The sequence below is a fragment of the Streptomyces sp. WAC 01529 genome, from assembly GCF_003945545.1.
In the GTDB taxonomy this organism is placed as follows: domain Bacteria; phylum Actinomycetota; class Actinomycetes; order Streptomycetales; family Streptomycetaceae; genus Streptomyces; species Streptomyces anatolicus.
In genome coordinates this window covers 2154924-2175435 of the sequence record NZ_CP029617.1, presented here as the reverse complement: position 1 = coordinate 2175435, position 20512 = coordinate 2154924, and the positions used below count along the sequence as shown (strand labels likewise).

Annotated in this window: 16 protein-coding genes; 4 read left to right on the top strand and 12 right to left on the bottom strand. The window is 71.8% G+C overall.

The genetic code is table 11. The annotated features are described in order from the left end of the window. Positions 1–21: 21 nt before the first annotated feature. The 4 genes from DMA15_RS09855 to lipB all read right to left on the bottom strand — a co-directional run bounded on the left by DMA15_RS09855 (position 22) and on the right by lipB (position 3222). A complete protein-coding gene (locus tag DMA15_RS09855) occupies positions 22–729 on the bottom strand; it encodes a DUF4191 domain-containing protein (protein WP_125512400.1) in 708 nt (235 codons plus the stop codon). Positions 730–759: 30 nt separating this feature from the next. After that, complete coding sequence (locus DMA15_RS09850; protein ID WP_125512399.1) at positions 760–963, bottom strand: hypothetical protein; 204 nt, start codon at positions 961–963, stop codon at positions 760–762. Between the two features lie 322 nt (positions 964–1285). Beyond that, a complete protein-coding gene (locus DMA15_RS09845) occupies positions 1286–2251 on the bottom strand; it encodes a lipoyl synthase (protein WP_125512398.1) in 966 nt (321 codons plus the stop codon). Between the two features lie 149 nt (positions 2252–2400). Further along, positions 2401–3222 (bottom strand): lipoyl(octanoyl) transferase LipB, encoded by an 822-nt coding sequence (lipB, locus tag DMA15_RS09840; RefSeq protein ID WP_125512397.1) that lies wholly within the window; start codon positions 3220–3222, stop codon positions 2401–2403. A gap of 218 nt (positions 3223–3440) precedes the next feature. Here lipB and DMA15_RS09835 point away from each other — a divergent pair, with 218 nt between their 5' ends. Further along, positions 3441–4886 (top strand): regulator, encoded by a 1446-nt coding sequence (locus DMA15_RS09835; RefSeq protein ID WP_125512396.1) that lies wholly within the window; start codon positions 3441–3443, stop codon positions 4884–4886. Positions 4887–5003: 117 nt separating this feature from the next. Here DMA15_RS09835 and DMA15_RS09830 read toward each other — a convergent pair whose 3' ends face one another. Both DMA15_RS09830 and DMA15_RS09825 read right to left on the bottom strand, forming a co-directional pair. Then, complete coding sequence (locus tag DMA15_RS09830) at positions 5004–6368, bottom strand: NAD(P)/FAD-dependent oxidoreductase (protein ID WP_125512395.1); 1365 nt, start codon at positions 6366–6368, stop codon at positions 5004–5006. Between the two features lie 178 nt (positions 6369–6546). Next, the gene (locus DMA15_RS09825) at positions 6547–7473 is read right to left on the bottom strand and encodes a TIGR01777 family oxidoreductase (RefSeq protein WP_125512394.1); all 927 of its coding nucleotides are present in this window, start codon (positions 7471–7473) and stop codon (positions 6547–6549) included. A 104-nt stretch (positions 7474–7577) separates the two neighbouring features. Here DMA15_RS09825 and DMA15_RS09820 point away from each other — a divergent pair, with 104 nt between their 5' ends. Both DMA15_RS09820 and DMA15_RS09815 read left to right on the top strand, forming a co-directional pair. Continuing rightward, positions 7578–8066, top strand: a complete 489-nt coding sequence (locus tag DMA15_RS09820; RefSeq protein WP_125512393.1) for a GNAT family N-acetyltransferase — start codon at positions 7578–7580, stop codon at positions 8064–8066. Between the two features lie 137 nt (positions 8067–8203). Then, entirely contained in the window at positions 8204–9358 is a 1155-nt protein-coding gene (locus DMA15_RS09815) for a PP2C family protein-serine/threonine phosphatase (RefSeq protein WP_125512392.1), read from the top strand. A 43-nt stretch (positions 9359–9401) separates the two neighbouring features. Here the strand turns inward: DMA15_RS09815 and DMA15_RS09810 are convergent, their stop codons facing one another. Continuing rightward, positions 9402–9923: a DUF4240 domain-containing protein gene (locus DMA15_RS09810; protein ID WP_164551929.1), complete on the bottom strand. Its 522-nt coding sequence runs from the start codon at positions 9921–9923 to the stop codon at positions 9402–9404. A 140-nt stretch (positions 9924–10063) separates the two neighbouring features. On the opposite strand from DMA15_RS09810, the gene DMA15_RS09805 reads away from it, so the two are divergent. Continuing rightward, on the top strand, positions 10064–11035 hold the full coding sequence (locus tag DMA15_RS09805; RefSeq protein ID WP_125512391.1) for an SDR family oxidoreductase: 972 nt from the start codon (positions 10064–10066) through the stop codon (positions 11033–11035). Here the strand turns inward: DMA15_RS09805 and DMA15_RS09800 are convergent. From DMA15_RS09800 to lpdA, 5 genes are all read right to left on the bottom strand, one after another. Continuing rightward, the gene (locus DMA15_RS09800; protein WP_125512390.1) at positions 11026–12045 is read right to left on the bottom strand and encodes a YafY family protein; all 1020 of its coding nucleotides are present in this window, start codon (positions 12043–12045) and stop codon (positions 11026–11028) included. The genes DMA15_RS09805 and DMA15_RS09800 overlap by 10 nt on opposite strands. Before the next feature lie 1080 nt (positions 12046–13125). Beyond that, the gene (gene aceE, locus DMA15_RS09795; RefSeq protein ID WP_125512389.1) at positions 13126–15831 is read right to left on the bottom strand and encodes a pyruvate dehydrogenase (acetyl-transferring), homodimeric type; all 2706 of its coding nucleotides are present in this window, start codon (positions 15829–15831) and stop codon (positions 13126–13128) included. Positions 15832–16168: 337 nt separating this feature from the next. Beyond that, positions 16169–16792 (bottom strand): GntR family transcriptional regulator, encoded by a 624-nt coding sequence (locus tag DMA15_RS09790; RefSeq protein WP_125512388.1) that lies wholly within the window; start codon positions 16790–16792, stop codon positions 16169–16171. 138 nt (positions 16793–16930) lie between these two features. Then, entirely contained in the window at positions 16931–18715 is a 1785-nt protein-coding gene (gene sucB / locus DMA15_RS09785; RefSeq protein ID WP_125512387.1) for a 2-oxoglutarate dehydrogenase, E2 component, dihydrolipoamide succinyltransferase, read from the bottom strand. Between the two features lie 119 nt (positions 18716–18834). Beyond that, entirely contained in the window at positions 18835–20223 is a 1389-nt protein-coding gene (lpdA, locus tag DMA15_RS09780; protein WP_125512386.1) for a dihydrolipoyl dehydrogenase, read from the bottom strand. Positions 20224–20512 lie beyond the last annotated feature (289 nt).

Sequence of the window (20512 nt, the reverse complement as noted above, 5' to 3'; positions counted from 1 at the left end):
CGTAGGGAGAAGCAGGGCGGACTACCTCATCTTCGGACCGCCGCGCGGCATCCGCATGCCCTTGGGCATGGGGCCCTTTGGCAGGGGCATATTGGACATAAGGTCACCCATCGCCCGCAACCGGTCGTTGGTCGCCGTGACCTGCGGGCCGGTGAGGACACGAGGCAGCTTCAGAAGCGTGGTGCGCAGCTTCTTCAGGGAGACCGTGCCCTCGGTGGTGCCGACGATGATGTCGTGCACCGGCACGTCCGAGACGATGCGCGCCATCTTCTTCTTCTCGGCGGCCAGCAGGCCCTTCACGCGGTTCGGGTTGCCCTCGGCCACCAGGACGATGCCGGCCTTGCCGACGGTGCGGTGCACCACGTCCTGGCTGCGGTTCATCGCGATCGCGGGGGTCGTCGTCCAGCCGCGGCCGATCTTGTCGAGCACCGCGGCCGCCGCACCGGGCTGGCCCTCCATCTGCCCGAAGGCGGCACGCTCGGCCCTGCGTCCGAAGACGATCGCCATCGCGAGGAAGGCGAGCAGGAAGCCGAGAATGCCCAGATAGACCGGGTGACCGATCAAGAAGCCGATCGCGAGGAACGCACCAAAGGTGACGATTCCCACAGCCGCGATGATGAGACCGATTTTGGAGTCGGCCCGTCGGGTCATCTTGTAGGTCAGAGCGATCTGCTTGAGTCGCCCTGGCTCCGCGGCCGTATCCGCCGCGGTGGATTCCTTCCTCGCCATGTCGTGAAGTCTACGTGGCCCGGGAGGCGGCTACGACGTACGGGTCGCCATGCCCTCTTCGAAGACCCGCAGCGCCTCGACCCGGTCCTTGGCGCGGCGCCGGTCCTCGAGCACGGAAGTCCAGGCGTTACGGCGTGCGGTGCGCTGGCCGCCGCTCATCAACAGCGACTCGACCGCGCGCAGGGCGTCGGTGACGGACGGGATGGCGGTGGCGCGTACGGGCGCGGCCTGCATGATGGGGCCCTCCTGGGGAGCGGCTCGGGGGACGAGCGGCTGTGGATGAGGCTGGCGGTGGCACTTGCGGGTAGACCCGGGAAGAAAGCTGGGGGTAAGGCTGTACGTGCGGTAATTCCAGGGTCACTGATTGGTGTTACCAGGGCGTGACCGACCGGTCAAACGCCGATGAAACCTTTACGCCCCGCCCCAAAACACTGACGCGGCCCATACGCCCCCGTCACCTGCGGAGATCGTGCGGACCGCGTCGTTGCGGGTTCTACTAGTCAGTAGCTTCTTGTGCGCGGATTCACACAGCGGCCCCGCCGTGCCTGTGCCGGACTCACACCGCCTGCGAGGCGACGTACGCCCCACGCTTCTCGATCGCCATCTGGTACAGGCGCCCGGCGCGGTAGGAGGAGCGGACCAGCGGGCCCGACATGACGCCGGAGAAACCGATCTCCTCGGCCTCCTCCTTCAGCTCCACGAACTCCGCGGGCTTGGCCCAGCGCTCCACGGGGTGGTGGCGCGGCGTCGGGCGCAGGTACTGCGTGATCGTGATCAGCTCGCAGCCCGCCTCGTGCAGCGCGTGCAGCGCCTCGCTGATCTCCTCGCGCTCCTCGCCCATGCCCAGGATGAGGTTCGACTTGGTGACCAGGCCGGCCTCCCGCGCGCGGGTGATGACCTCAAGGGAGCGCTCGAAGCGGAAGCCGGGGCGGATGCGCTTGAAGATGCGCGGCACGGTCTCCACGTTGTGCCCGAGGACCTCGGGGCGCGAGGAGAAGACCTCGGCCAGCTGGTCGGGGTCCGCGTTGAAGTCGGGGATCAGCAGCTCGACCTTGGTCTGGCCCTCGGCGCGGTCCGCGGTCATCGCGTGGATCTGGCGCACGGTCTCCGCGTACAGCCAGGCGCCGCCGTCGTCCAGGTCGTCGCGGGCGACGCCGGTGATCGTGGCGTAGTTCAGGTCCATCGTCACGACGGACTCGCCGACGCGGCGCGGCTCGTCGCGGTCGAGGGCCTGCGGCTTGCCGGTGTCGATCTGGCAGAAGTCACAGCGCCGCGTGCACTGGTCGCCGCCGATGAGGAACGTCGCCTCGCGGTCTTCCCAGCACTCGTAGATGTTCGGACAGCCCGCCTCCTGGCAGACCGTGTGCAGACCCTCGCTCTTCACGAGCTTCTGCAGGGCGTTGTACTCGGGGCCCATTTTCGCCCGGGTCTTGATCCACTCGGGCTTGCGCTCGATGGGGGTCTGGGCGTTCCGGACCTCCAGGCGCAGCATCTTGCGTCCGTCGGGTGCGACTGCGGACACATCGGCTCCCTGTTAGCTGGCGTATAGCTGGCGTAGCTTCGATTCTTCGGCGCACACCAGGGTACGCCCGTTATTTCGCGGTACTTACTTCCGGCCAACCTCTGGCCAGAGCAGAGCATTCCCTCAGAACACTCCCTCAGGGCATTCCCTCAGGCTCCCGCGGGCTCGGCCTGCTTCTCGGTCTGCCGCTCCACGATCCTCGGCTTCAGCTCCGCGTTCTCCAGCACGTCCCGCAGGTGCCGCTCCGCGACGGGCAGCACATCGGCGATGGTGACCTCGCGGCCCAGCTCGTACGCAAGGGACGTGACGCCCGCGTCCCGGATGCCGCACGGGATGATCCGGTCGAACCAGGTGTTGTCCGGGTTCACGTTGAGCGCGAAGCCGTGCATCGTCACGCCCTTGGCGACCCGGATGCCGATCGCGGCGATCTTGCGGTCCTCACGGCGCTGGCCCGCGTTGGACGGGGCGTACTCCGGGCCGTTGAACCGGGCGTCGAACTCGTCGTCCTGGAGGCGCGGGTCGAAGTCGAGGGACAGGCCGCCGAGCGCCGGACGCTCCTCCACCGGGTCGCCGAGGACCCATACGCCGCTGCGGCCCTCGACGCGCGAGGTCTCCAGGCCGAACTCCGCACACGTACGGATAAGAGCCTCCTCCAGGCGCCGCACATGTGCTACGACGTCCACCGGCCGCGGCAGCTTCTGGATCGGATAGCCCACCAGCTGGCCCGGCCCGTGCCAGGTGATCTTGCCGCCGCGGTCCACGTCCACGACGGGCGTGCCGTCCAGCGGACGCTCGCTCTCCGCGGTCCTGCGGCCCGCGGTGTACACCGGCGGATGCTCGACGAGCAGGCAGGTGTCCGGGACCTCGTCGGCGAAGCGGGCGGCGTGCACCCGGCGCTGCTCGTCCCACGCCTCCTGGTACTCCACGGCGTCGGGACCGAAGCCCATGCGGACGAACCGGAACTCACTCACGGCAGGTGCCTCCCTGAACATTCACCGTGCACATATCGCGCCCCTGCCACTGTACGGGCCCCCTCGCCCGGCAACCCCGGCCCGGGTTCCTCACACGATCGGATGAACAGCGGATGAAGGTGCATCCAGGGGCTGTGATGGCCGTTACATTCGCGCCGTTCACGAGGCCATAAGGGCTGCTCAAAGGCAGGCCCGGAAGGCAGGAGACCGCACAGCCGATGACGGAACGACCCCCGCAGCGCACTCCCAACCGCCAGCTAGCCGCGCTCATCTCGGAAGCCGGGTTCTCCAATGCGGGCCTCGCGCGCCGCGTCGACCAGCTCGGGCTCGAGCACGGTCTCGATTTGCGCTACGACAAGACATCCGTGACCCGGTGGCTGCGTGGCCAGCAGCCCAGAGGCACCACACCCGCGCTGATCGCCGAGGTCTTCACCAGAAGGCTGGGACGGCGCCTGTCCGCCCAGGACCTCGGGCTCGACGCGTGCGCGCCGGTGTACGCCGGGCTCGAGTTCGCGGCCACACCCGAGGAAGCCGTCGACATCGTCGGCGGCCTGTGGCGCAAGGACTCCGGCAGCCACGCGGAGCTACGGAAGATCGCGTTCACCCCGGCCGGGCTCGTCGTGCCCAGCAGGGACTGGCTGATCGGCCGGCCCGACGAGCGCGTCGGGCGCGGCGAGGTCGACCCCGGGCACCTGCGCGTACCCGCCCAGGGCCGCTCCGCCGTGCCCCGCCAGCGCAGAGAGTCCGACCGGGGCCCCGGGCAGCGCGTCACCAACGGCGACATCGCCGCCCTGCGCTCGGTGGGCGAGCTGTTCCGCGCGCTCGACAACGCCTACGGGGGCGGGCACGCCCGCCAGGCCCTCGTCCGCTATCTGGAGCACGAGGCCGAGCCGATGCTGCGCGGCACCTACGGCGAGCAGGCCGGGCGGCGGCTCTTCGCGGCCGCCGCCGATCTGACCCGGCTCGCGGGCTGGACGTCGTACGACATCGCGGCCCACGGGCTCGCCCAGCGGTACTACGTGCAGGCGCTGCGCCTCTCGCAGGCGGCGGGCGACCGCGCGTACGGCTCCTACGTCCTGGTCACCATGAGCCGCCAGGCCGTCTATCTCGGGCACGGGCGCGAGGCCGTCCAGCTCGCGCGGGTGGCCCAGCAGGGCGTCGGCTCCTCGGCGCCGCCCGTCGTGCAGTCCCTGCTGTACGCCGCCGAGGCGCGCGGGCACGGGGTGCTCGGTGAGGCGCGGGCCTGTACGACCACGCTCCAGCGGGCCGAACGGGCCCTCGAAGCGGCGCGGCCGGGGGACGAGGTGCCGTACTGGGCGCGGTTCTTCGACGAGGCGCAGCTGGCCGACGAGTTCGGGCACAGCTACCGCGACCTCCAGCAGTACCGCGTCGCCGCCCAGCACGCCGAGCGCTCCCTCCAGCTGCGCGCCCCCGGCTTCGCGCGCAGCCGCCTGTTCTGCCGGGTGGTCCTCGCCACGGCGCGGCTCGGCCTCGGCGAGCTGGAACAGGCCTGCCAGCTGGGCGCCGAGGCGGCCCAGGCGGCGGGCGAGATGCGCTCGGCCCGGGCCCATGAGTACGTCCGTGAATTCGAGCGCCGCCTTGAGCCGTACCGGGACGCGGCGCCGGTGCGGGGGTATCGCGACAGGGTCGCGGCGCTGGGGTGAGCGGCCAGGGCGTGGGGCAGGGGAGAAGCCCCCGCGTGGGGGGCGCGGGGGCTTCCGGGGGAGCCGGCCAGGAAGGTCGGCGCGGGTGGCGCTGTCCCGGCGGGGTGAGCCGGTGGGTCAGGCCGCGGTCGGCAGTGACTCCTCGGCGCGACCGGGGGCGGCGACGCCGAGGTCCGTGAGCACGGCGCGCGCCGCCCGCCGCCCCGAGTGCAGCGCGCCCTGCACGGTGCTGGTGTCCCGGTGGTCCCCGCAGACGTAGAGGCCCGAGAGCAGGCGGACCGGGCGGCGCGGGTCGTGCGGCGGCGGCATCGCGGGCACGGCCTCGCGGGTGTGGTGGACGGCGAGGAGTTCCCAGCGGTCGGTCGGGGTGCCGTACAGCGTGGCGAGGTGCGCGCGGACGGTCCGCTCGTCCGGCGGCGGGCCCAGCACGGTCGAGGAGACGAGGACGCGGTCGGCGGGCGCGCGCGAGGGGTCGACCCGGCTCATGACGGTCGTATGGGCGACCGGGCCCGCGCGGTCGGCGTCCAGGAGCAGCGCGGGGCCCTCCAGCGGCGGCTCGGGGGCGGTGTGGTGGACCACCGTCAGCTCGTGGAAGGGCGGCACGCGCAGCCCGGGGAGGAGTTCGGCGGCGGCGCGGGCGTCGGTGGCGAGCAGCACGGCGCGGCAGGCGATCTCGCCGTGCTCGGCGGTGGTGACGGAGGTCGTGGAGACCGCCGTGACACGGACGCCTGTGCGGACCGTGCCCGGCGGCAGCGCGGCGGCGAGCAGTTCGGGCAGGACCTCGGCCCCGCCCTCCGGTACGCAGAGCCGGCCGCGCGCGAAGGCGTGCAGGGCGAGGTCGGCGCACCGGCTGGAGGTGGTCAGGCCGGGGTCGCAGAGCAGTGCGGAGAGCAGGGGGCGCAGAAAGCCGTCGATGGTGCGGGCGGGCAGTCCGCGCGCGGAGAGGGCGCGTGCGGCGGGCAGTTCGGGGCGGGCAAGGAGTCGCTTCACCGGTGTCGCCGCGAGGCGGGCGAGCGCGGCGCCGAGCCTCGCCTGGTCGAGCGGGCCGCCGAGGGGCGCGGGGCGGGAGGCCGGGCCGGGGGCGGCCTTCGCGGCCCGCGGCACACGAGGGGCGCTCGCGAGGGCGCGCGCTGCGGAGAGTGCGCCCCTTGCGCTCCTTGCGTTCCGGCCGAGCGCGGGCTCCGCCGCGCGATGGTGGCGGCCGTCGCTGTGCACCAGCAGGCCGGGCGCGAAGGGGCGCAGGACGAGCGAGTCGAGGCCCGGCGTGCGGCGCAGTTCCGGATATGAGGTGGTGAGCAGCTGGCCGATCCTGTCGAGCCGGAAGCCGTCGACCTTCTCGGTCGACATCCGGCCGCCGGCGTAAGGGGCGGCCTCCAGGACAACGGTCGTTACACCGGCGCTGGTCAGCCGGTGCGCGGCCGAGAGCCCCGCGGCCCCGGCCCCCACGATGACGACATCCGCATGGTGCGCAGGCTCTAGCACGTGCCCCTCCCAGAGGTCGTGCGGGCTGGTGGGGGGCTGATGCCCCCGACGGGGCTCCGGAATCCCCGACTTCGGCCGAGGGTAGGAGGGGTTCCGGTCAAAGGCAGTCGCGCATGGACCGGGCACGGTCGCACAGCGGTCGCACGCGAACAGATTCGATCAGCGGTTACCTCGGCTCTTACCTCAGTGCTGCCCTGATCGTCTCCTCGATCCCGGGGAACGTGAAGGTGAAGCCGGACTCCAGGAGGCGCCTCGGCAGCACCCGCTGGCTGCCGAGGACGTCGCCCGCCATCTCGCCGAGCACCACCCGCAGCGCGGGCGCGGGGACGGCCAGGAGTGTGGGCCGCTTCAGGACCCGTCCCATCGCGGCCGTCACCTCGCCGTTGGTGAGCGGGTCGGGCGCGGTGAGGTTGAACGGGCCCGACAGCGTCTCCGTGTCGAGGAGATGGCGCAGCGCGGCCACCGTGTCGTGCAGGGAGATGTAGCTCCAGTACTGCCTGCCGTTGCCGAGGCGGCCGCCGAGCCCCGCCTTGAAGAGCGGGAACAGACGCCCCCAGGCGCCGCCCCGGCTGCCCACCACGAGGCCGTTGCGGGCGATGACCGTGCGGATGCCCGCCTCCTCGGCGGCGGCCGTTGCCGCCTCCCACTCCACGCACACGGACGGCAGGAAACCCTCGCCCGGGGGCGCGCTCTCGTCCACCGCCCGCTGTCCGGTGTCTCCGTAGTAGCCGATCGCGCCGGCGTTCAGGAAGACACGCGGCGGTTCGTCGAGCGAGGCGGCCGCGGCGGCCAGCGCGGTGGTGCCGAGGACGCGGCTGTCGCGCAGCTCCCGCTTGTAGGCGTCCGTCCAGCGGCGGTCGCCGATGCCCGCCCCGGCGAGATTGACGATCGCGGAGCAGCCCACGAGCCCGGCCGTGTCGACATATCCCCTCTTGGGGTCCCAGCGCACTTCCCCCGGACCGCTGGGCGCCCTGCGCACGAGCCGGACGACGTCGTGGCCGTCCTCGGTGAGGGAGCGCGTGAGCGCCGTCCCGATGAGCCCGGAGGCGCCGGCGACGGCCACCCGGGACGGCTGCGGGGAACGCTTCGGCTGCGTGGGTTCCATGGACCCATCCTGCCCCCGAACACCGCGCGGGCACCGCCGCGCCGCGAGGAGGCGCCCGGCGGAAATGCCACGGGGGTGTGAGGCGCCCGCCGTACAGTGGCGCCATGACGGACCTGCACATACGCACCGCGCTGCCCGAGGACGACGACGCCCTCGCCCGTCTCGACCGCGCCACGTGGTCCACGCTGCACGCGGTCCAGCCCCGCCCCGAGCCCCCCTACGAGCCCTTCTTCAACGACCGCTTCGGCCCCCGCGACCACCTCGTCGCCGAGTCGGCCGGGCGGATCGTCGGCTATGTGAAACTCGGCTACCCCACCCCGCTCCTCGTCAACGCGCACGTACGCCAGATCCAGGGCTTCGTCGTCGCCGATGAGGCGCGCGGCCAGGGAGTGGGCAGGCGGCTGATGAGGGCGGCCATGGACGAGGCCCGCCGCCAGGGCGCGGTCCGCATCACCCTGCGGGTCCTCGCGCACAACACACCGGCCCGCAAGCTCTACGAGGCGGAGGGCTTCGTGATCGAGGGCGTACTGCCCGGCGAGTTCCTGCTGGACGGCGAGTACGTCGACGACGTCCTCATGGGCCGCCTCCTCTGACACCCGCCTCCCTCACCTGCCTGCCTCCCTCAGACACCCCCTCAGACACCCCCGGGGGCCCGCACGGTTCGCAAGGCCCCCCACCCGACGGACCGGCCCGGCGTGCGGTGTCCCCGCGCGCGTAGGAGCGTGAAGAGATGATCAGGGCTGCGGCCAGACGGCGCGACGCGGAAGAGCGCGACTGGTTGCTGCGTGGCACACCGCCCCCGCCATGGGTGCGCTGGCCCCCGCCGCTGCTGCTCCTCGCGATCATCTTCATCCAGCTGATCACCCCCAAGACGGTGGACCTGAGCTTCCTGGTCGCGGCCGTCCCGCCGCTGGCCGCGCTCTCGTACGGGCCCGCCGCCACCGCCCTGCTCGGCGGTCTCGTGGTCGCGCTGCTCTCGCTGCCGGGCTTCGGCCTCGGCCACTCCGGCAGCAGCGACGAGCTGACGATCACCTTCATCGCGCTGCTCAGCGTCGTCTTCGCATGGGTGCGCAGCAGGCGCGAGGCGCAGCTGGTCACGGTCCGCACGGTCGCCGAGGCGGCCCAGTTCGCGGTCCTGCCGCCGCTGCCGGAACGGGTCGGCCGAGTGCGGTGCGCGGGCCTCTACCAGGCGGCGCAGCACGAGTCGCTGGTCGGCGGCGACTTCTTCGACGTACGCAGGGGCCCGGGTGTCGTGCGCGCCCTGATCGGCGATGTGCAGGGGCACGGGCTCGCGGCCGTCGGCACGGTCGCGGCGCTGCTCGGCGCCTTCCGCGAGGCGGTCATCGACCAGCCCGACCTGGAGGGCGTCGCGGCCCGGCTCGACCGCAGGCTCGTCGTGGACTCCAAGGGCGACGAGCACGCGGAGCTGTTCGCCACGGCGGTGCTCCTGGAGTTCCCGGACGACTGCTGCGTCGTACGCGTCGTCTCCTGCGGCCACCCGCCGCCGCTGCTGCTGCGCGGCCCCGAGATCACCGAGCTGGAGGTGGCGTCGGGCCCCCCGCTGGGCCTCGGCATCGCGGGCCTGGCCCGGCCGGAACAGCTGACGGTGCCGCTGCTCGCCGGGGACCGGCTGCTCGGCCTCACCGACGGGGTGAGCGAGGCGCGGGACGCGTCCGGCACGTTCTACCCCCTGGCCGAGCGGCTCACCGAGATGGTCAAGGCCGACCCGGACATCCTGGACGACCCGGCGGGCCTGACGGAACGGGTCTGGGCCGACGTCGTGCGCCATGCGGGGACGGTGCGGGACGACGTGACGATGATGGTGTTCGCGCCGGGACCGTGTGAGGCGGAGCAGGAGGGGCGGGGTCCCTCGGGGGCGGAGTAGGCAGACCTGCTCGGGACCGGTTCGGAGCCTGGGAGGGATGGCCTCAGTCCGCCATGAAGCGGCTCCACAGCTTCGGATAGCGCTGCGCCATCACCGCGTCGTCCTCGAAGTCCACCGGTGTGCCCTCCGGCTCCGGCGGGGCGGGCAGGATGCCGAGATCGGGTGCGACGAGGCCGGTGAGCTGTTCGTACGCCTCGTCGGCGGCGTAACCCAGCTCCTCGCCGTCGCCGTCGAGTTCCTCGTCGAAGTCGTCGAGGAGGTCGGCGAGCGCGTCGGGGTCGTGCACCGCGCCCTCGAAGATCTCCCGGCCCTGGCCGATCAGCCAGCACCGGAAGTAGTCGAAGGCGTCATCGCTCGCGCCGCCGAGCAGCACCCAGGCCGCGCCCCACAGGTCCCAGCGGTAGGCGCGGTTGTAGCGGGCCTCGAAATGGCGGGCGAAGTCGAGGACGGCGTCCGGGTCGGACTGCAGCAGTCGCTCGACGAGCAGCTCGGCGTGGTCCTCGGGGTCGCCGCCGGCGGCCTCGCGAGTACTGTCCACGATCTCCCAGAACTCCGTCTCGTCCATCACGGGTCCAGCATCGGTCCTGGGGAGTGGGGGCGCACGCGGAGTACGCCGGAATGCGGCTGTCTCGTTATGTCGCACACGCCTACACGAACCGACAAGACCGACAGGGGTTGTCGCCTTTTGGTGGAAGCCTCCAGAGCATGACCACCAACACAGAGCGCGCGAACACCTCCGTACAGCCCTTCGACGAGTCGGCACAGCCCCTCAAGCGGAAGATCGCCCTCGTCGCGGGCGCCACCCGGGGCGCGGGCCGGGCCATGGCCGTGGAGCTGGGCCGGGCCGGGGCCACCGTATACGTGACGGGACGGACCACCCGCGAGCACACCAGCGAGGTCGGCAGGGCCACCGAGACCATCGAGGAGACCGCCGAACTCGTCGACGCGGCCGGCGGCAAGGGCGTCGCCGTACCCACCGACCACCTGGAGCCCGACCAGGTCGAGGCACTCGTCGCACGGATCGACCGCGAGCAGGGCCGCCTCGACATCCTCGTCAACGACATCTGGGGCGGCGACCTCCACGTCCAGTGGGACAAGAAGATGTGGGAGCACGACCTCGACAAGGGCCTGCGCATCCTGCGGCTCGGCATCGAGACCCACATCGTCACCAGCCGGTACGCGCTGCCGCTCCTCATCAAGAACCCCGGCGGCCTGGTCGTCGAGGTCACCGACGGCACGGCCGAGTACAACGGCCCCCACTACCGCAAGCCCTTCTACTACGACCTCGCCAAGGCGGCCCCGCTGCGCATGGCCCGGGGCCTCGCCGAGGAGGTCGAGGAGTACGGCTGTACGGCGCTCTGCCTCACCCCCGGCTGGCTGCGCTCCGAGGCCATGCTCGACACCTACTTCAAGGTGACCGAGGACGACTGGCTCGCGGGCTGCGAGCAGAACCCGCACTTCGCGATCTCCGAGACCCCCGCCTTCGTGGGGCGCGCGCTCGTCGCGCTGGCCGCGGACCCCGAAGTGGCGCGCCACAACGGCAAGTCGCTCTCCAGCGGGGGACTCGCCAAGGAGTACGGCTTCACGGACGTGGACGGTTCGGCGCCCGACGCCTGGCGGTACCTGATGGAGGTAGACCAGGAGAGCGAGGTCGCGGACGTCACCGGTTACCGGTGACGGTCCTGGCGGTCCGGGCCGTCTTGGTGGTCTTGGTGGTCTCGGTAGAGGCCGGACAGGCGGCGCGCCGCGTCCGTGAACCGTTCGCGCAGGGCGGTGGGCGCCAGCACCTCCGCTTCGGGGCCGAGAGACATCAGCTGCGTGTACGCCACGTCCTCGTTCTCGACGGGCAGGGTGACCGTCACCCGGCCCGTCGCGTCGGGCTCGCCCGCCGACTCCATCGCCTCGCGGGCCACCGCGCGGTCGGTGGCGTACGGCAGTTGCCGCACGCCCGCGGGGGTGAGCCGCACCACGACCTCCGCGCGCAGGATCGCCCGCGCGAACTGTGCCGCCCGCTCCTCCCAGAAGCCCGGCAGGTCGAACTCGTCATCGCGTACGAAGCGTTCCTCGCCCGGGGCCACCGCGGTGAACCGGTCGATGCGGTAGACCCGGTACGCCCCGGAGTCGGGCACCCTCGCGCACAAGTACCAGACGCCCGCCTTCAGCACGAGCCCGTACGGCTCCAACTCCCGCTCCACCTCCGCCTCCTGGCGGCGGTAGCGGGCGGTGACCCGGCGGTCGTCCCACACCGCGTCCGCGACGGCCGGCAGCAGCTCGGGGGCGGGCGTCTCCTTGAACCAGCCGGGCGCGTCCAGGTGGAACCGTTGCGAGGCGTTCTGTGAGGCGTCCTGGAGGGAGGGCATGAGCGCCGCGGACACCTTCAGGCGGGCGGCCGACGCGGCGTCCTCCAGGCCCATCTCGCGCAGGGCGCCCGGCACTCCGGACAGGAACAGGGCCTCTGCCTCGCTGCGGCCCAGGCCCGTCAGGCGGGTGCGGTAGCCGCCGATGAGGCGGTAGCCGCCGGTTCGGCCCCGGTCGGCGTAGACGGGGACGCCCGCCTCCGACAGGGCCTGCGCGTCCCTCGTGATGGTCCGCTCGGACACCTCCAGCTCGGTGGCGAGTTCCGCGGCGGTCATGGAGGGGCGGGACTGGAGCAGGAGGACCATTTTGATGAGGCGGGCGGCGCGCATACGTCCATCATGCAGTGCTATTGAACGGGCTCGCCCCGGCTGTCCTGGCCCTCTCGGGCGGGGGCGCCTCCGCTTCGCGCGGGACGCGTCTCGCCCGCTCGCCCGGCGCCAAGCCGGCCTGGCCGCCCCGCCCCGGACACCTCCGGCCGACCCGGCGCCATGCCCTGTCCCGCCGCTTCGCGCCGGATGTCTCCCACCCACCCACCCGTTCACCCCGCGCGATGCCCTGTCCCGCCGCTTCGCGCCGGATGTCTCCCACCCACCCACCCGTTCACCCCGCGCGATGTCCTGTTCCGCCGCTTCGCGCCGGATGTCTCCCACCCGCCCGCCCGTTCACCCCGCGCGATGTCCTGTTCCGCCGCTTCGCGCCGGATGTCTCCCACCCGCCCGCCCGTTCACCCCGCGCGATGTCCTGTTCTGCCGCTTCGCGCCGGATGTCTCCCACCCACTCACCCGTTCACCCCGCGCTATGCCCTGTCCCGCCGCTTCGCGCCGGATGTTCCCCACCCGCCCGCCCGTTCACCCGGCACCATGCCCTATCCCGCCGGTCCGCGACGGATGTCCCCACCCACCCACCACTTCACCCGGCACCAACCCCACACCGGACGCCCCCCGTTCACCCGGCGTCGTCACGCCGCACCGGATTGGCCCCAAACGCCGCCACCCACCCGTTCACCGCTCAACGCGGGGTAAACGGGTGGGTGGGTGGGAGGCACCCGCCGCGAAGCGGCGGGACAGGGGCGAGAGGGGAGACTCTGGGACGGGGCTACGGGGGCGGTACGGGGCCCGAGCCCCCTGCGCCGAGGACGCCGCTGTCGGCATCCGCCCTCGCCGCCCCCCGGGCAACCGCTTCCGCGCGTACGAAGGGAAGGCCAGACCAAGCCCCCTCGCCCCCGAGGACACCGCCCCCTCGCCCCGAGGACACCGCCCCCTCGCCCCGAGGACACCGCCCCCTCGCCCCCGAGGACACCGCCCCCGGGGCAACCGCTCCCGCGCGTCCGAAGGGAAGGCCGGACCAAGCCCCCCGGGCCCCGAGGACACCGCCCCCGGCGCCCCGGGAGAGAACGCCCCGGTACGGGGCTACAGGCCGTACTTGGCCCGAGCCTCCTTCACCGCCGAAGCCCGCACCTCGCCCCGCCGCGCCAGCTGCGCCAGCGCCGCGACGACGATCGACTCCGCGTCGACGCCGAAGTGGCGGCGGGCGGCGTCTCGCGTGTCGGAGAGGCCGAAGCCGTCCGCGCCGAGCGAGGAGTAGTCCTGCTCGACCCACTGGGCGATCTGGTCGGGGACCTGACGCATGTAGTCGGAGACGGCGAGCACGGGGCCCTGCGCACCCTCAAGTGCCTTGCGCACATAGGGGATGCGCTCCTCGCCGCGCAGCAGCGCCTCGTCCGCCTCCAGGGCGTCCCGGCGCAGCTCCGTCCAGGACGTGGCCGACCAGACGTCCGCGGCCACGCCCCACTCCTCGGCGAGCATCTTCTGCGCGGCGAGCGTCCAGTGGATGGCCGTACCGGAGCCGAGCAGCTGGATGCGCGCGGCGTTGGCCGCGGGCGCCAGGCCCGCAGACTCCGCCGTGTTGAAGCGGTAGAGGCCCCGCACGATGCCCTCGTCGACACCCGCGGGCTTCGCGGGCTGCGGCATCGGCTCGTTGTAGACGGTGAGGTAGTAGAAGACGTTCGGGTCCTCACCCGGGGCCGCCTCGCCGTACATGCGGCGCAGACCGTCCTTGACGATCGCCGCGATCTCGTACGCGAACGCCGGGTCGTAGGTCAGCGCGGCCGGGTTGGTCGCCGCGATGACCGGGGAGTGGCCGTCCGCGTGCTGGAGGCCCTCACCCGTCAGCGTCGTACGACCGGCGGTGGCGCCGACGAGGAAGCCGCGGCCGAGCTGGTCGCCGAGCTGCCACATCTGGTCGGCGGTGCGCTGCCAGCCGAACATCGAGTAGAAGATGTAGAAGGGGATCATCGCTTCGCCGTGCGTCGCGTACGACGTGGACGCGGCGATGAAGTCCGCCATGGAACCGGCCTCGGTGATCCCCTCGTTGAGGATCTGGCCGTCCTTGGCCTCCTTGTAGTACATCAGCTGGTCGCGGTCGACCGGCTCGTACGTCTGGCCCTTGGGGGAGTAGATGCCGAGCGACGGGAAGAGGCTCTCCATGCCGAAGGTGCGCGCCTCGTCGGGGACGATCGGCACCCAGCGCTTGCCGGTCTCCTTGTCGCGTACGAGGTCCTTGACCAGGCGTACGAACGCCATGGTCGTCGCCACGTTCTGCGAGCCGGAGCCCTTGTCGAAGGACGCGAACGTCTTGTCCGCGGCGGCCGGCAGCGGAGCCAGCGGCTGGGTGCGGCGGGCCGGGGCCGGGCCGCCGAGGGCCGCGCGGCGCTCCTGGAGGTAGCGGACCTCGGGGGAGTCGGCGCCGGGGTGGCCGTAGGGCACCTGGCCGTCGACGAAGGCGCTGTCCGGGATCGGCAGACCCAGCAGGTCGCGCATGTCCTTGAACTCGTCCACCGTCAGCTTCTTCATCTGGTGGTTGGCGTTCTTGGACTCGAAGCCCTTGCCGAGCGTGAAGCCCTTGACCGTCTGCGCGAGGATCACGGTCGGCGCGCCCTTGTGGGTGAGCGCCGCACGGTAGGCCGCGTACACCTTGCGGGCCTCGTGGCCGCCGCGCGAGAGGTGGAAGCACTCGCTGATCTTGTCGTCGCTCAGCAGCTTGCCCAGCTCGACGAGGGCGGGCTCGGCGCCGAAGAAGTGCTCGCGGATGTAGGCGGCGTCGCGCGTCGCGTACGTCTGGAACTGCGCGTCCGGCACCTCGCGCAGGCGGCGGACGAGGGCGCCCGTGGTGTCGAGCTGGAACAGCTCGTCCCAGGCGTTGCCCCACAGGACCTTGATGACGTTCCACCCGGCGCCGCGGAACTGGGCCTCCAGCTCCTGCACCACACGGAAGTTGGCGCGGACCGGGCCGTCGAGGCGCTGGAGGTTGCAGTTGATGACGTACGTGAGGTTGTCCAGGCCTTCGCGCGCGGCGAGTGCGAGGGCCGCCGTCGACTCGGGCTCGTCCATCTCGCCGTCACCGAGGAACGCCCACACGTGCGAGGCGGAGACGTCCTTGATGCCGCGGTTGGTCAGGTAGCGGTTGAAGCGCGCCTGGTAGATCGCGGAGAGCGGGCCAAGGCCCATCGACACCGTCGGGAACTCCCACAGCCAGGGCAGGCGGCGCGGGTGCGGGTAGGACGGCAGGCCGTCGCCGCCCGCCTCGCGGCGGAAGTTGTCGAGCTGCGCCTCGTTCAGGCGGCCGTCGAGGAAGGCGCGGGCGTAGATGCCGGGGGAGGCGTGGCCCTGGATGTAGAGCTGGTCGCCGGAGCCGGCGGCCTCGCCGGACTCCTTGCCCTTGAAGAAGTGGTTGAAGCCGGTCTCGTACAGCCAGGCCGCCGACGCGAAGGTCGCTATGTGGCCGCCGACGCCGTGCTTGGAGCCGCGGGTGACCATCGCGGCCGCGTTCCAGCGGTTCCACGCGGTGATCTTCCGCTCCATCTCCTCGTCACCGTCGATGGACGGCTCGGCGGAGGTGGGGATGGTGTTGACGTAGTCCGTTTCGAGGAGCTTGGGCAGCGCCAGGCCCGCGCCCTCGGCGCGCTCCAGCGTGCGGCGCATCAGGTACGCGGCACGGTGCGGCCCGGCCGCCTGAGTAACGGCGTCCAGGGAGGCCTGCCATTCGGCGGTCTCCTCGGGGTCGCGGTCCGGGAGCTGGTCGAGCTCGCTCGGCTGGATTGCGGAGGGGTCGGTCATTGCGCCGCCTTCCTGAGTCGGAGGGGGTCCCCTGTTCGGTAAGGGGTGGGGGTGCCCGGTGTCTTTGGCAGGACAGGGCGTGCGGCTCTGGTGCGGAATCGTTGGTGTGGCTCCGCCACAGGGCCATCGACGACTTTAAGCCCGTGATCGATGATCGATCAAAGCGTTGAGCGAAAAACTTCGCCAGAACGAGAAAGTCGGCATCCGGTGCCAGGAATAAGGGCACGCGGTGCCTTGGAAATGAAGGATCCGCGCAGGTCGGAGCCCTTTTGCGGGGCACGTTTGCCGACCGGGGGCCTCGGATGAGCGCGGCCTCAGGCCCACGCGGCGCGCGGCCTCACGCGCGCGGCGCGCACCCCAGCACATGCCCCTTCACCAGCTCCGCGATCGCGGGATCCCGGCGCCGGAAAGCCGAGACGAGGGCCTCGTGCTCCTCCGCGTACGACTGCTGGACCGTGCCGAGCCACCGGATGGAGAGCGCGGTGAAGACCTCGATGCCGAGGCCCTCCCAGGTGTGCAGGAGCACGGAGTTGTCCGCGGCCCGCACCAGCTCCCGGTGGAAGGCGACGGTGTGCCGCACCTGTCCGGTGCCGTCACTGGCGCGGTCCGCCTCGTAGAGGGCGGCGACATGGGGCTCCAGCGCCGAGCAGTCCTCGGCGAGCCGCTCCGCCGCCAGCTCCGCGGCGATCGCTTCGAGCCCCGCCCGCACGGGGTAGCTCTCCTCCAGGTCCGCCGCCGTCAAGTTCCGTACGCGTACGCCCTTGTTGGGCGCGGACTCGATCAGCCGCAGCGTCTCCAGCTCCCGCAGCGCCTCCCGCACCGGCGTCTGGGAGACCTCCAGCTCCACGGCGATCCGCCGCTCCACGATGCGCTCGCCCGGCTTCCAGCGCCCGCTGACGATCCCCTCCACGATGTGCTCGCGGATCTGTTCGCGCAGCGAGTGAACGACGGGCGCGGTCATGAGAGCTCCTCCGGCAGGGGCTGCGGGCCCCAAGGGCGTGTGACCCCTAGACAATACGGCGACGCCCCCGCCCGGAAGACTCCGGACGGGGGCGTACGCGCTGATGAGACGAGTGTTACAGACGCTCGCGCGCCGGAACTACAGGCCGAGCTCGACCTCGAACTCGCCCGCCTCCAGGATGGCCTTGACCGCGGTCAGGTAGCGGGCGGCGTCGGCGCCGTCCACCAGACGGTGGTCGTAGGAGAGCGACAGGTACGTCATGTCCCGCACGGCGATGGTCTCGCCGAGGTCGGGGTGGTTGATGACGACCGGGCGCTTGACGGTGGCGCCGATGCCGAGGATGGCGGCCTGGTTCGGCGGCACGATGACCGTGTCGAACAGGGCGCCGCGCGAGCCGGTGTTGGAGATGGTGAAGGTGGCGCCGGACATGTCGTCCGGGGTGAGGCCACCGCCACGGGCCTTGCCGGCCAGCTCCGCGGTCTTCTTGGAGATACCGGCGATGTTCAGGTCGCCCGCGCCCTTGATGACCGGGGTCATCAGGCCCTTCTCCGCGTCGACGGCGATGCCGATGTTCTCCGCGTCGAAGTAGGTGATGGTGCCTTCGTCGTCGTTGATCCGGGCGTTGATGACCGGGTGGGCCTTCAGCGCCTGGGCGGCGGCCTTGACGAAGAACGGCATCGGGGAGAGCTTGACGCCCTCACGGGCGGCGAAGGCGTCCTTGGCCTTGGCGCGCAGCTTCATCAGCTTGGTGATGTCGACCTCGACGACCGAGGTCAGCTGGGCCTGCGAGTGCAGGGCCTTCATCATGTTGTCGCCGATGACCTTGCGCATGCGGGTCATCTTGACCGTCTGGCCGCGCAGCGGAGAGGTCTCCAGGGCCGGGGCCTTGGGAGCGCTCGAAGCGGCGGCCGGGGCCGGGGCCGACTTCTTGGCCTCGGCGGCGGCGATGACGTCCTGCTTGCGGATACGACCGCCGACGCCGGTGCCCTTGACCTCGGAGAGGTTCACGCCGTTCTCGGACGCGAGCTTACGGACCAGCGGGGTCACGTAGGCGCCGTCGTCGGCCGGGGTGGACTGCGCCGGGGCGGCGGGCGCGGCGGGAGCCGGCTGGGCCGGGGCCGCGGGCTGAGCCGGGGCCGGGGCCTGGGCGGCGGGCGCGGCCGGGGCGGCCGGAGCCTGGGCGGCGGGCTGCGCCGGAGCGGCGGGGGCCTCGGCCTTGGCCGGAGCCTCCTGCTTGGGAGCCTCCTGCTTCGGGGCCTCCTGCTGCGCGGGGGCGGCCGGGGCTTCCTCCTTGGCCGGGGCCGGAGCGGCACCGGGCGCACCGACGACGGCGAGCTTGGCGCCGACCTCGGCGGTCTCGTCCTCGCCGACGACGATCTCCAGGAGAACGCCCGCGACGGGCGAGGGGATCTCGGTGTCGACCTTGTCCGTCGAGACCTCGAGAAGGGGCTCGTCGGCCGCGACCTCCTCGCCGACCTCCTTCAGCCAACGGGTGACGGTGCCCTCGGTGACGGACTCGCCGAGCGCGGGCAGGGTGACCTCGGTGCCCTCGGCGGAGCCGCCGGACGGGGCCGGGGCCTCCTGCTGGGGGGCCTCCTGCTGCGCGGGGGCGGCCGGGGCCTCCTCCTGCTTGGGGGCCTCCTCCTGCTGCTGCGCCGGGGCGGCCGAGCCGCCCGCGTCGCCCGAGCCGTCGTCGATGACGGCCAGCTCGGCGCCGACCTCGACGGTCTCGTCCTCGGCGACCTTGATGGACGCCAGGATGCCGGCGGCCGGGGAGGGGATCTCGGTGTCGACCTTGTCGGTCGAGACCTCGAGCAGCGGCTCGTCGGCCTCGACACGCTCGCCCTCGGCCTTCAGCCAACGGGTGACAGTGCCCTCGGTGACGCTCTCGCCGAGCGCCGGAAGGGATACGGAAACCGCCATGGTTTCAGTTGCTCCTTACAAAAATTGCGGAAGTCTGGTCGTCGTCTCGTCGCGCCCGGAGACTGGGGTCAGCCGGAGACCGAGATCAGCCGGCGACTGGGGTCAGCCGGAGACCGAGGTCAGTCGTGGGAGTGCAGCGGCTTGCCCGCCAGGGCCAGGTGGGCCTCGCCCAGCGCCTCGTTCTGCGTCGGGTGGGCGTGGATGAGCTGGGCCACCTCGGCCGGCAGCGCCTCCCAGTTGTAGATCAGCTGGGCTTCGCCGACCTGCTCGCCCATGCGGTCGCCGACCATGTGGACGCCGACCACGGCACCGTCCTTGACCTGGACGAGCTTGATCTCGCCCGCGGTCTTGAGGATCTTGCTCTTGCCGTTGCCCGCCAGGTTGTACTTGAGGGCGACGACCTTGTCCGCGCCGTAGATCTCCTTGGCCTTGGCCTCGGTGATGCCCACGGAGGCGACCTCGGGGTGGCAGTACGTCACCCGGGGCACGCCGTCGTAGTCGACCGGGACGGGCTTGAGACCGGCAAGGCGCTCCGCCACCAGCATGCCCTCGGCGAAGCCGACGTGCGCGAGCTGGAGGGTCGGCACCAGGTCGCCCACGGCCGAGATGGTCGGGACGTTGGTCTGCATGTACTCGTCGACCAGGACGTAACCGCGGTCCATGGCGACGCCCTGCTCCTCGTAACCGAGGCCCTGCGAGACCGGGCCGCGGCCGATGGCGACCAGGAGGACCTCGGCCTCGAAGGTCTTGCCGTCGGCGAGGGTCACGCGGACGCCGTCCTGCGTGTACTCGGCCTTCTCGAAGAACGTGCCGAGGTTGAACTTGATGCCGCGCTTGCGGAACGCGCGCTCAAGAAGCTTGGAGCTGTTCTCGTCCTCGACCGGCACGAGGTGCTTGAGGCCCTCGATGACCGTGACGTCGGCCCCGAACGACTTCCACGCCGAGGCGAACTCGACGCCGATGACGCCGCCGCCCAGGATGATCGCGGACTTCGGCACGCGGTCCAGGGTCAGGCCGTGGTCCGAGGAGATGATGCGGTTGCCGTCGATCTCCAGGCCCGGCAGCGACTTCGGCACGGAGCCGGTCGCGAGGAGCACGTGGCGGCCCTGGACGCGCCTGCCGTTCACATCCACCGAGGTCGGCGAGGAGAGCTTGCCCTCACCCTCGATGTACGTCACCTTGCGGGAGGCCACAAGGCCCTGGAGGCCCTTGTAGAGGCCGGAGATCACGTCGTCCTTGTACTTGTGGACGGCCGCCATGTCGATGCCCTCGAAGGTGGCCTTCACGCCGAACTGCTCGGCCTCGCGCGCCTGGTCGGCGATCTCGCCGGCGTGCAGCAGCGCCTTCGTGGGGATGCAGCCGTTGTGCAGGCAGGTGCCGCCGAGCTTGTTCTTCTCGATCAGGGCGACGTCCAGGCCCAGCTGCGCTCCGCGCAGGGCCGCGGCGTAACCGCCGCTACCGCCGCCGAGGATCACTAGGTCGAAAACGGTGCTGGCGTCGTTCGCCACGTCACGTCCTCCATGCATGTGCGCCGTACGCCGGACCCCGTTGCGCGGGGGACGACCGGTCGGTCGGCTGGTATTCGGCCGCTCTTGTTTCGGCCCTTTGGTGGGGGCCCTGTCCTGCCGAGAACCCATCTTCGCACTTGTCGACGGGAGACGGGACGCCGGGCCAGGCTGTGAGACGTCTGATCAGCCGTCTCCAGCGGTTCTCGCGCGTAGGAACGTACGGATTTCGTTGAGGGCGAAATCGAACGAGGCGCCGGTGCGCGGGAACGTCCGGGGCTCCGGACGCGGG

What these genes read in the sequence shown, in the direction of transcription:
- sucB (WP_125512387.1), bottom strand. Translation starts at nt 18,715, where the DNA reads ATGGCGGTTTCCGTATCCCTTCCGGCGCTCGGCGAGAGCGTCACCGAG.
- DMA15_RS09815 (WP_125512392.1), top strand. Translation starts at nt 8,204, where the DNA reads ATGATCAGGGCTGCGGCCAGACGGCGCGACGCGGAAGAGCGCGACTGG.
- DMA15_RS09850 (WP_125512399.1), bottom strand. Translation starts at nt 963, where the DNA reads ATGCAGGCCGCGCCCGTACGCGCCACCGCCATCCCGTCCGTCACCGAC.
- DMA15_RS09825 (WP_125512394.1), bottom strand. Translation starts at nt 7,473, where the DNA reads ATGGAACCCACGCAGCCGAAGCGTTCCCCGCAGCCGTCCCGGGTGGCC.
- DMA15_RS09805 (WP_125512391.1), top strand. Translation starts at nt 10,064, where the DNA reads ATGACCACCAACACAGAGCGCGCGAACACCTCCGTACAGCCCTTCGAC.
- DMA15_RS09855 (WP_125512400.1), bottom strand. Translation starts at nt 729, where the DNA reads ATGGCGAGGAAGGAATCCACCGCGGCGGATACGGCCGCGGAGCCAGGG.
- DMA15_RS09835 (WP_125512396.1), top strand. Translation starts at nt 3,441, where the DNA reads ATGACGGAACGACCCCCGCAGCGCACTCCCAACCGCCAGCTAGCCGCG.
- DMA15_RS09800 (WP_125512390.1), bottom strand. Translation starts at nt 12,045, where the DNA reads ATGCGCGCCGCCCGCCTCATCAAAATGGTCCTCCTGCTCCAGTCCCGC.
- DMA15_RS09810 (WP_164551929.1), bottom strand. Translation starts at nt 9,923, where the DNA reads ATGGACGAGACGGAGTTCTGGGAGATCGTGGACAGTACTCGCGAGGCC.
- DMA15_RS09790 (WP_125512388.1), bottom strand. Translation starts at nt 16,792, where the DNA reads ATGACCGCGCCCGTCGTTCACTCGCTGCGCGAACAGATCCGCGAGCAC.
- aceE (WP_125512389.1), bottom strand. Translation starts at nt 15,831, where the DNA reads ATGACCGACCCCTCCGCAATCCAGCCGAGCGAGCTCGACCAGCTCCCG.
- DMA15_RS09820 (WP_125512393.1), top strand. Translation starts at nt 7,578, where the DNA reads ATGACGGACCTGCACATACGCACCGCGCTGCCCGAGGACGACGACGCC.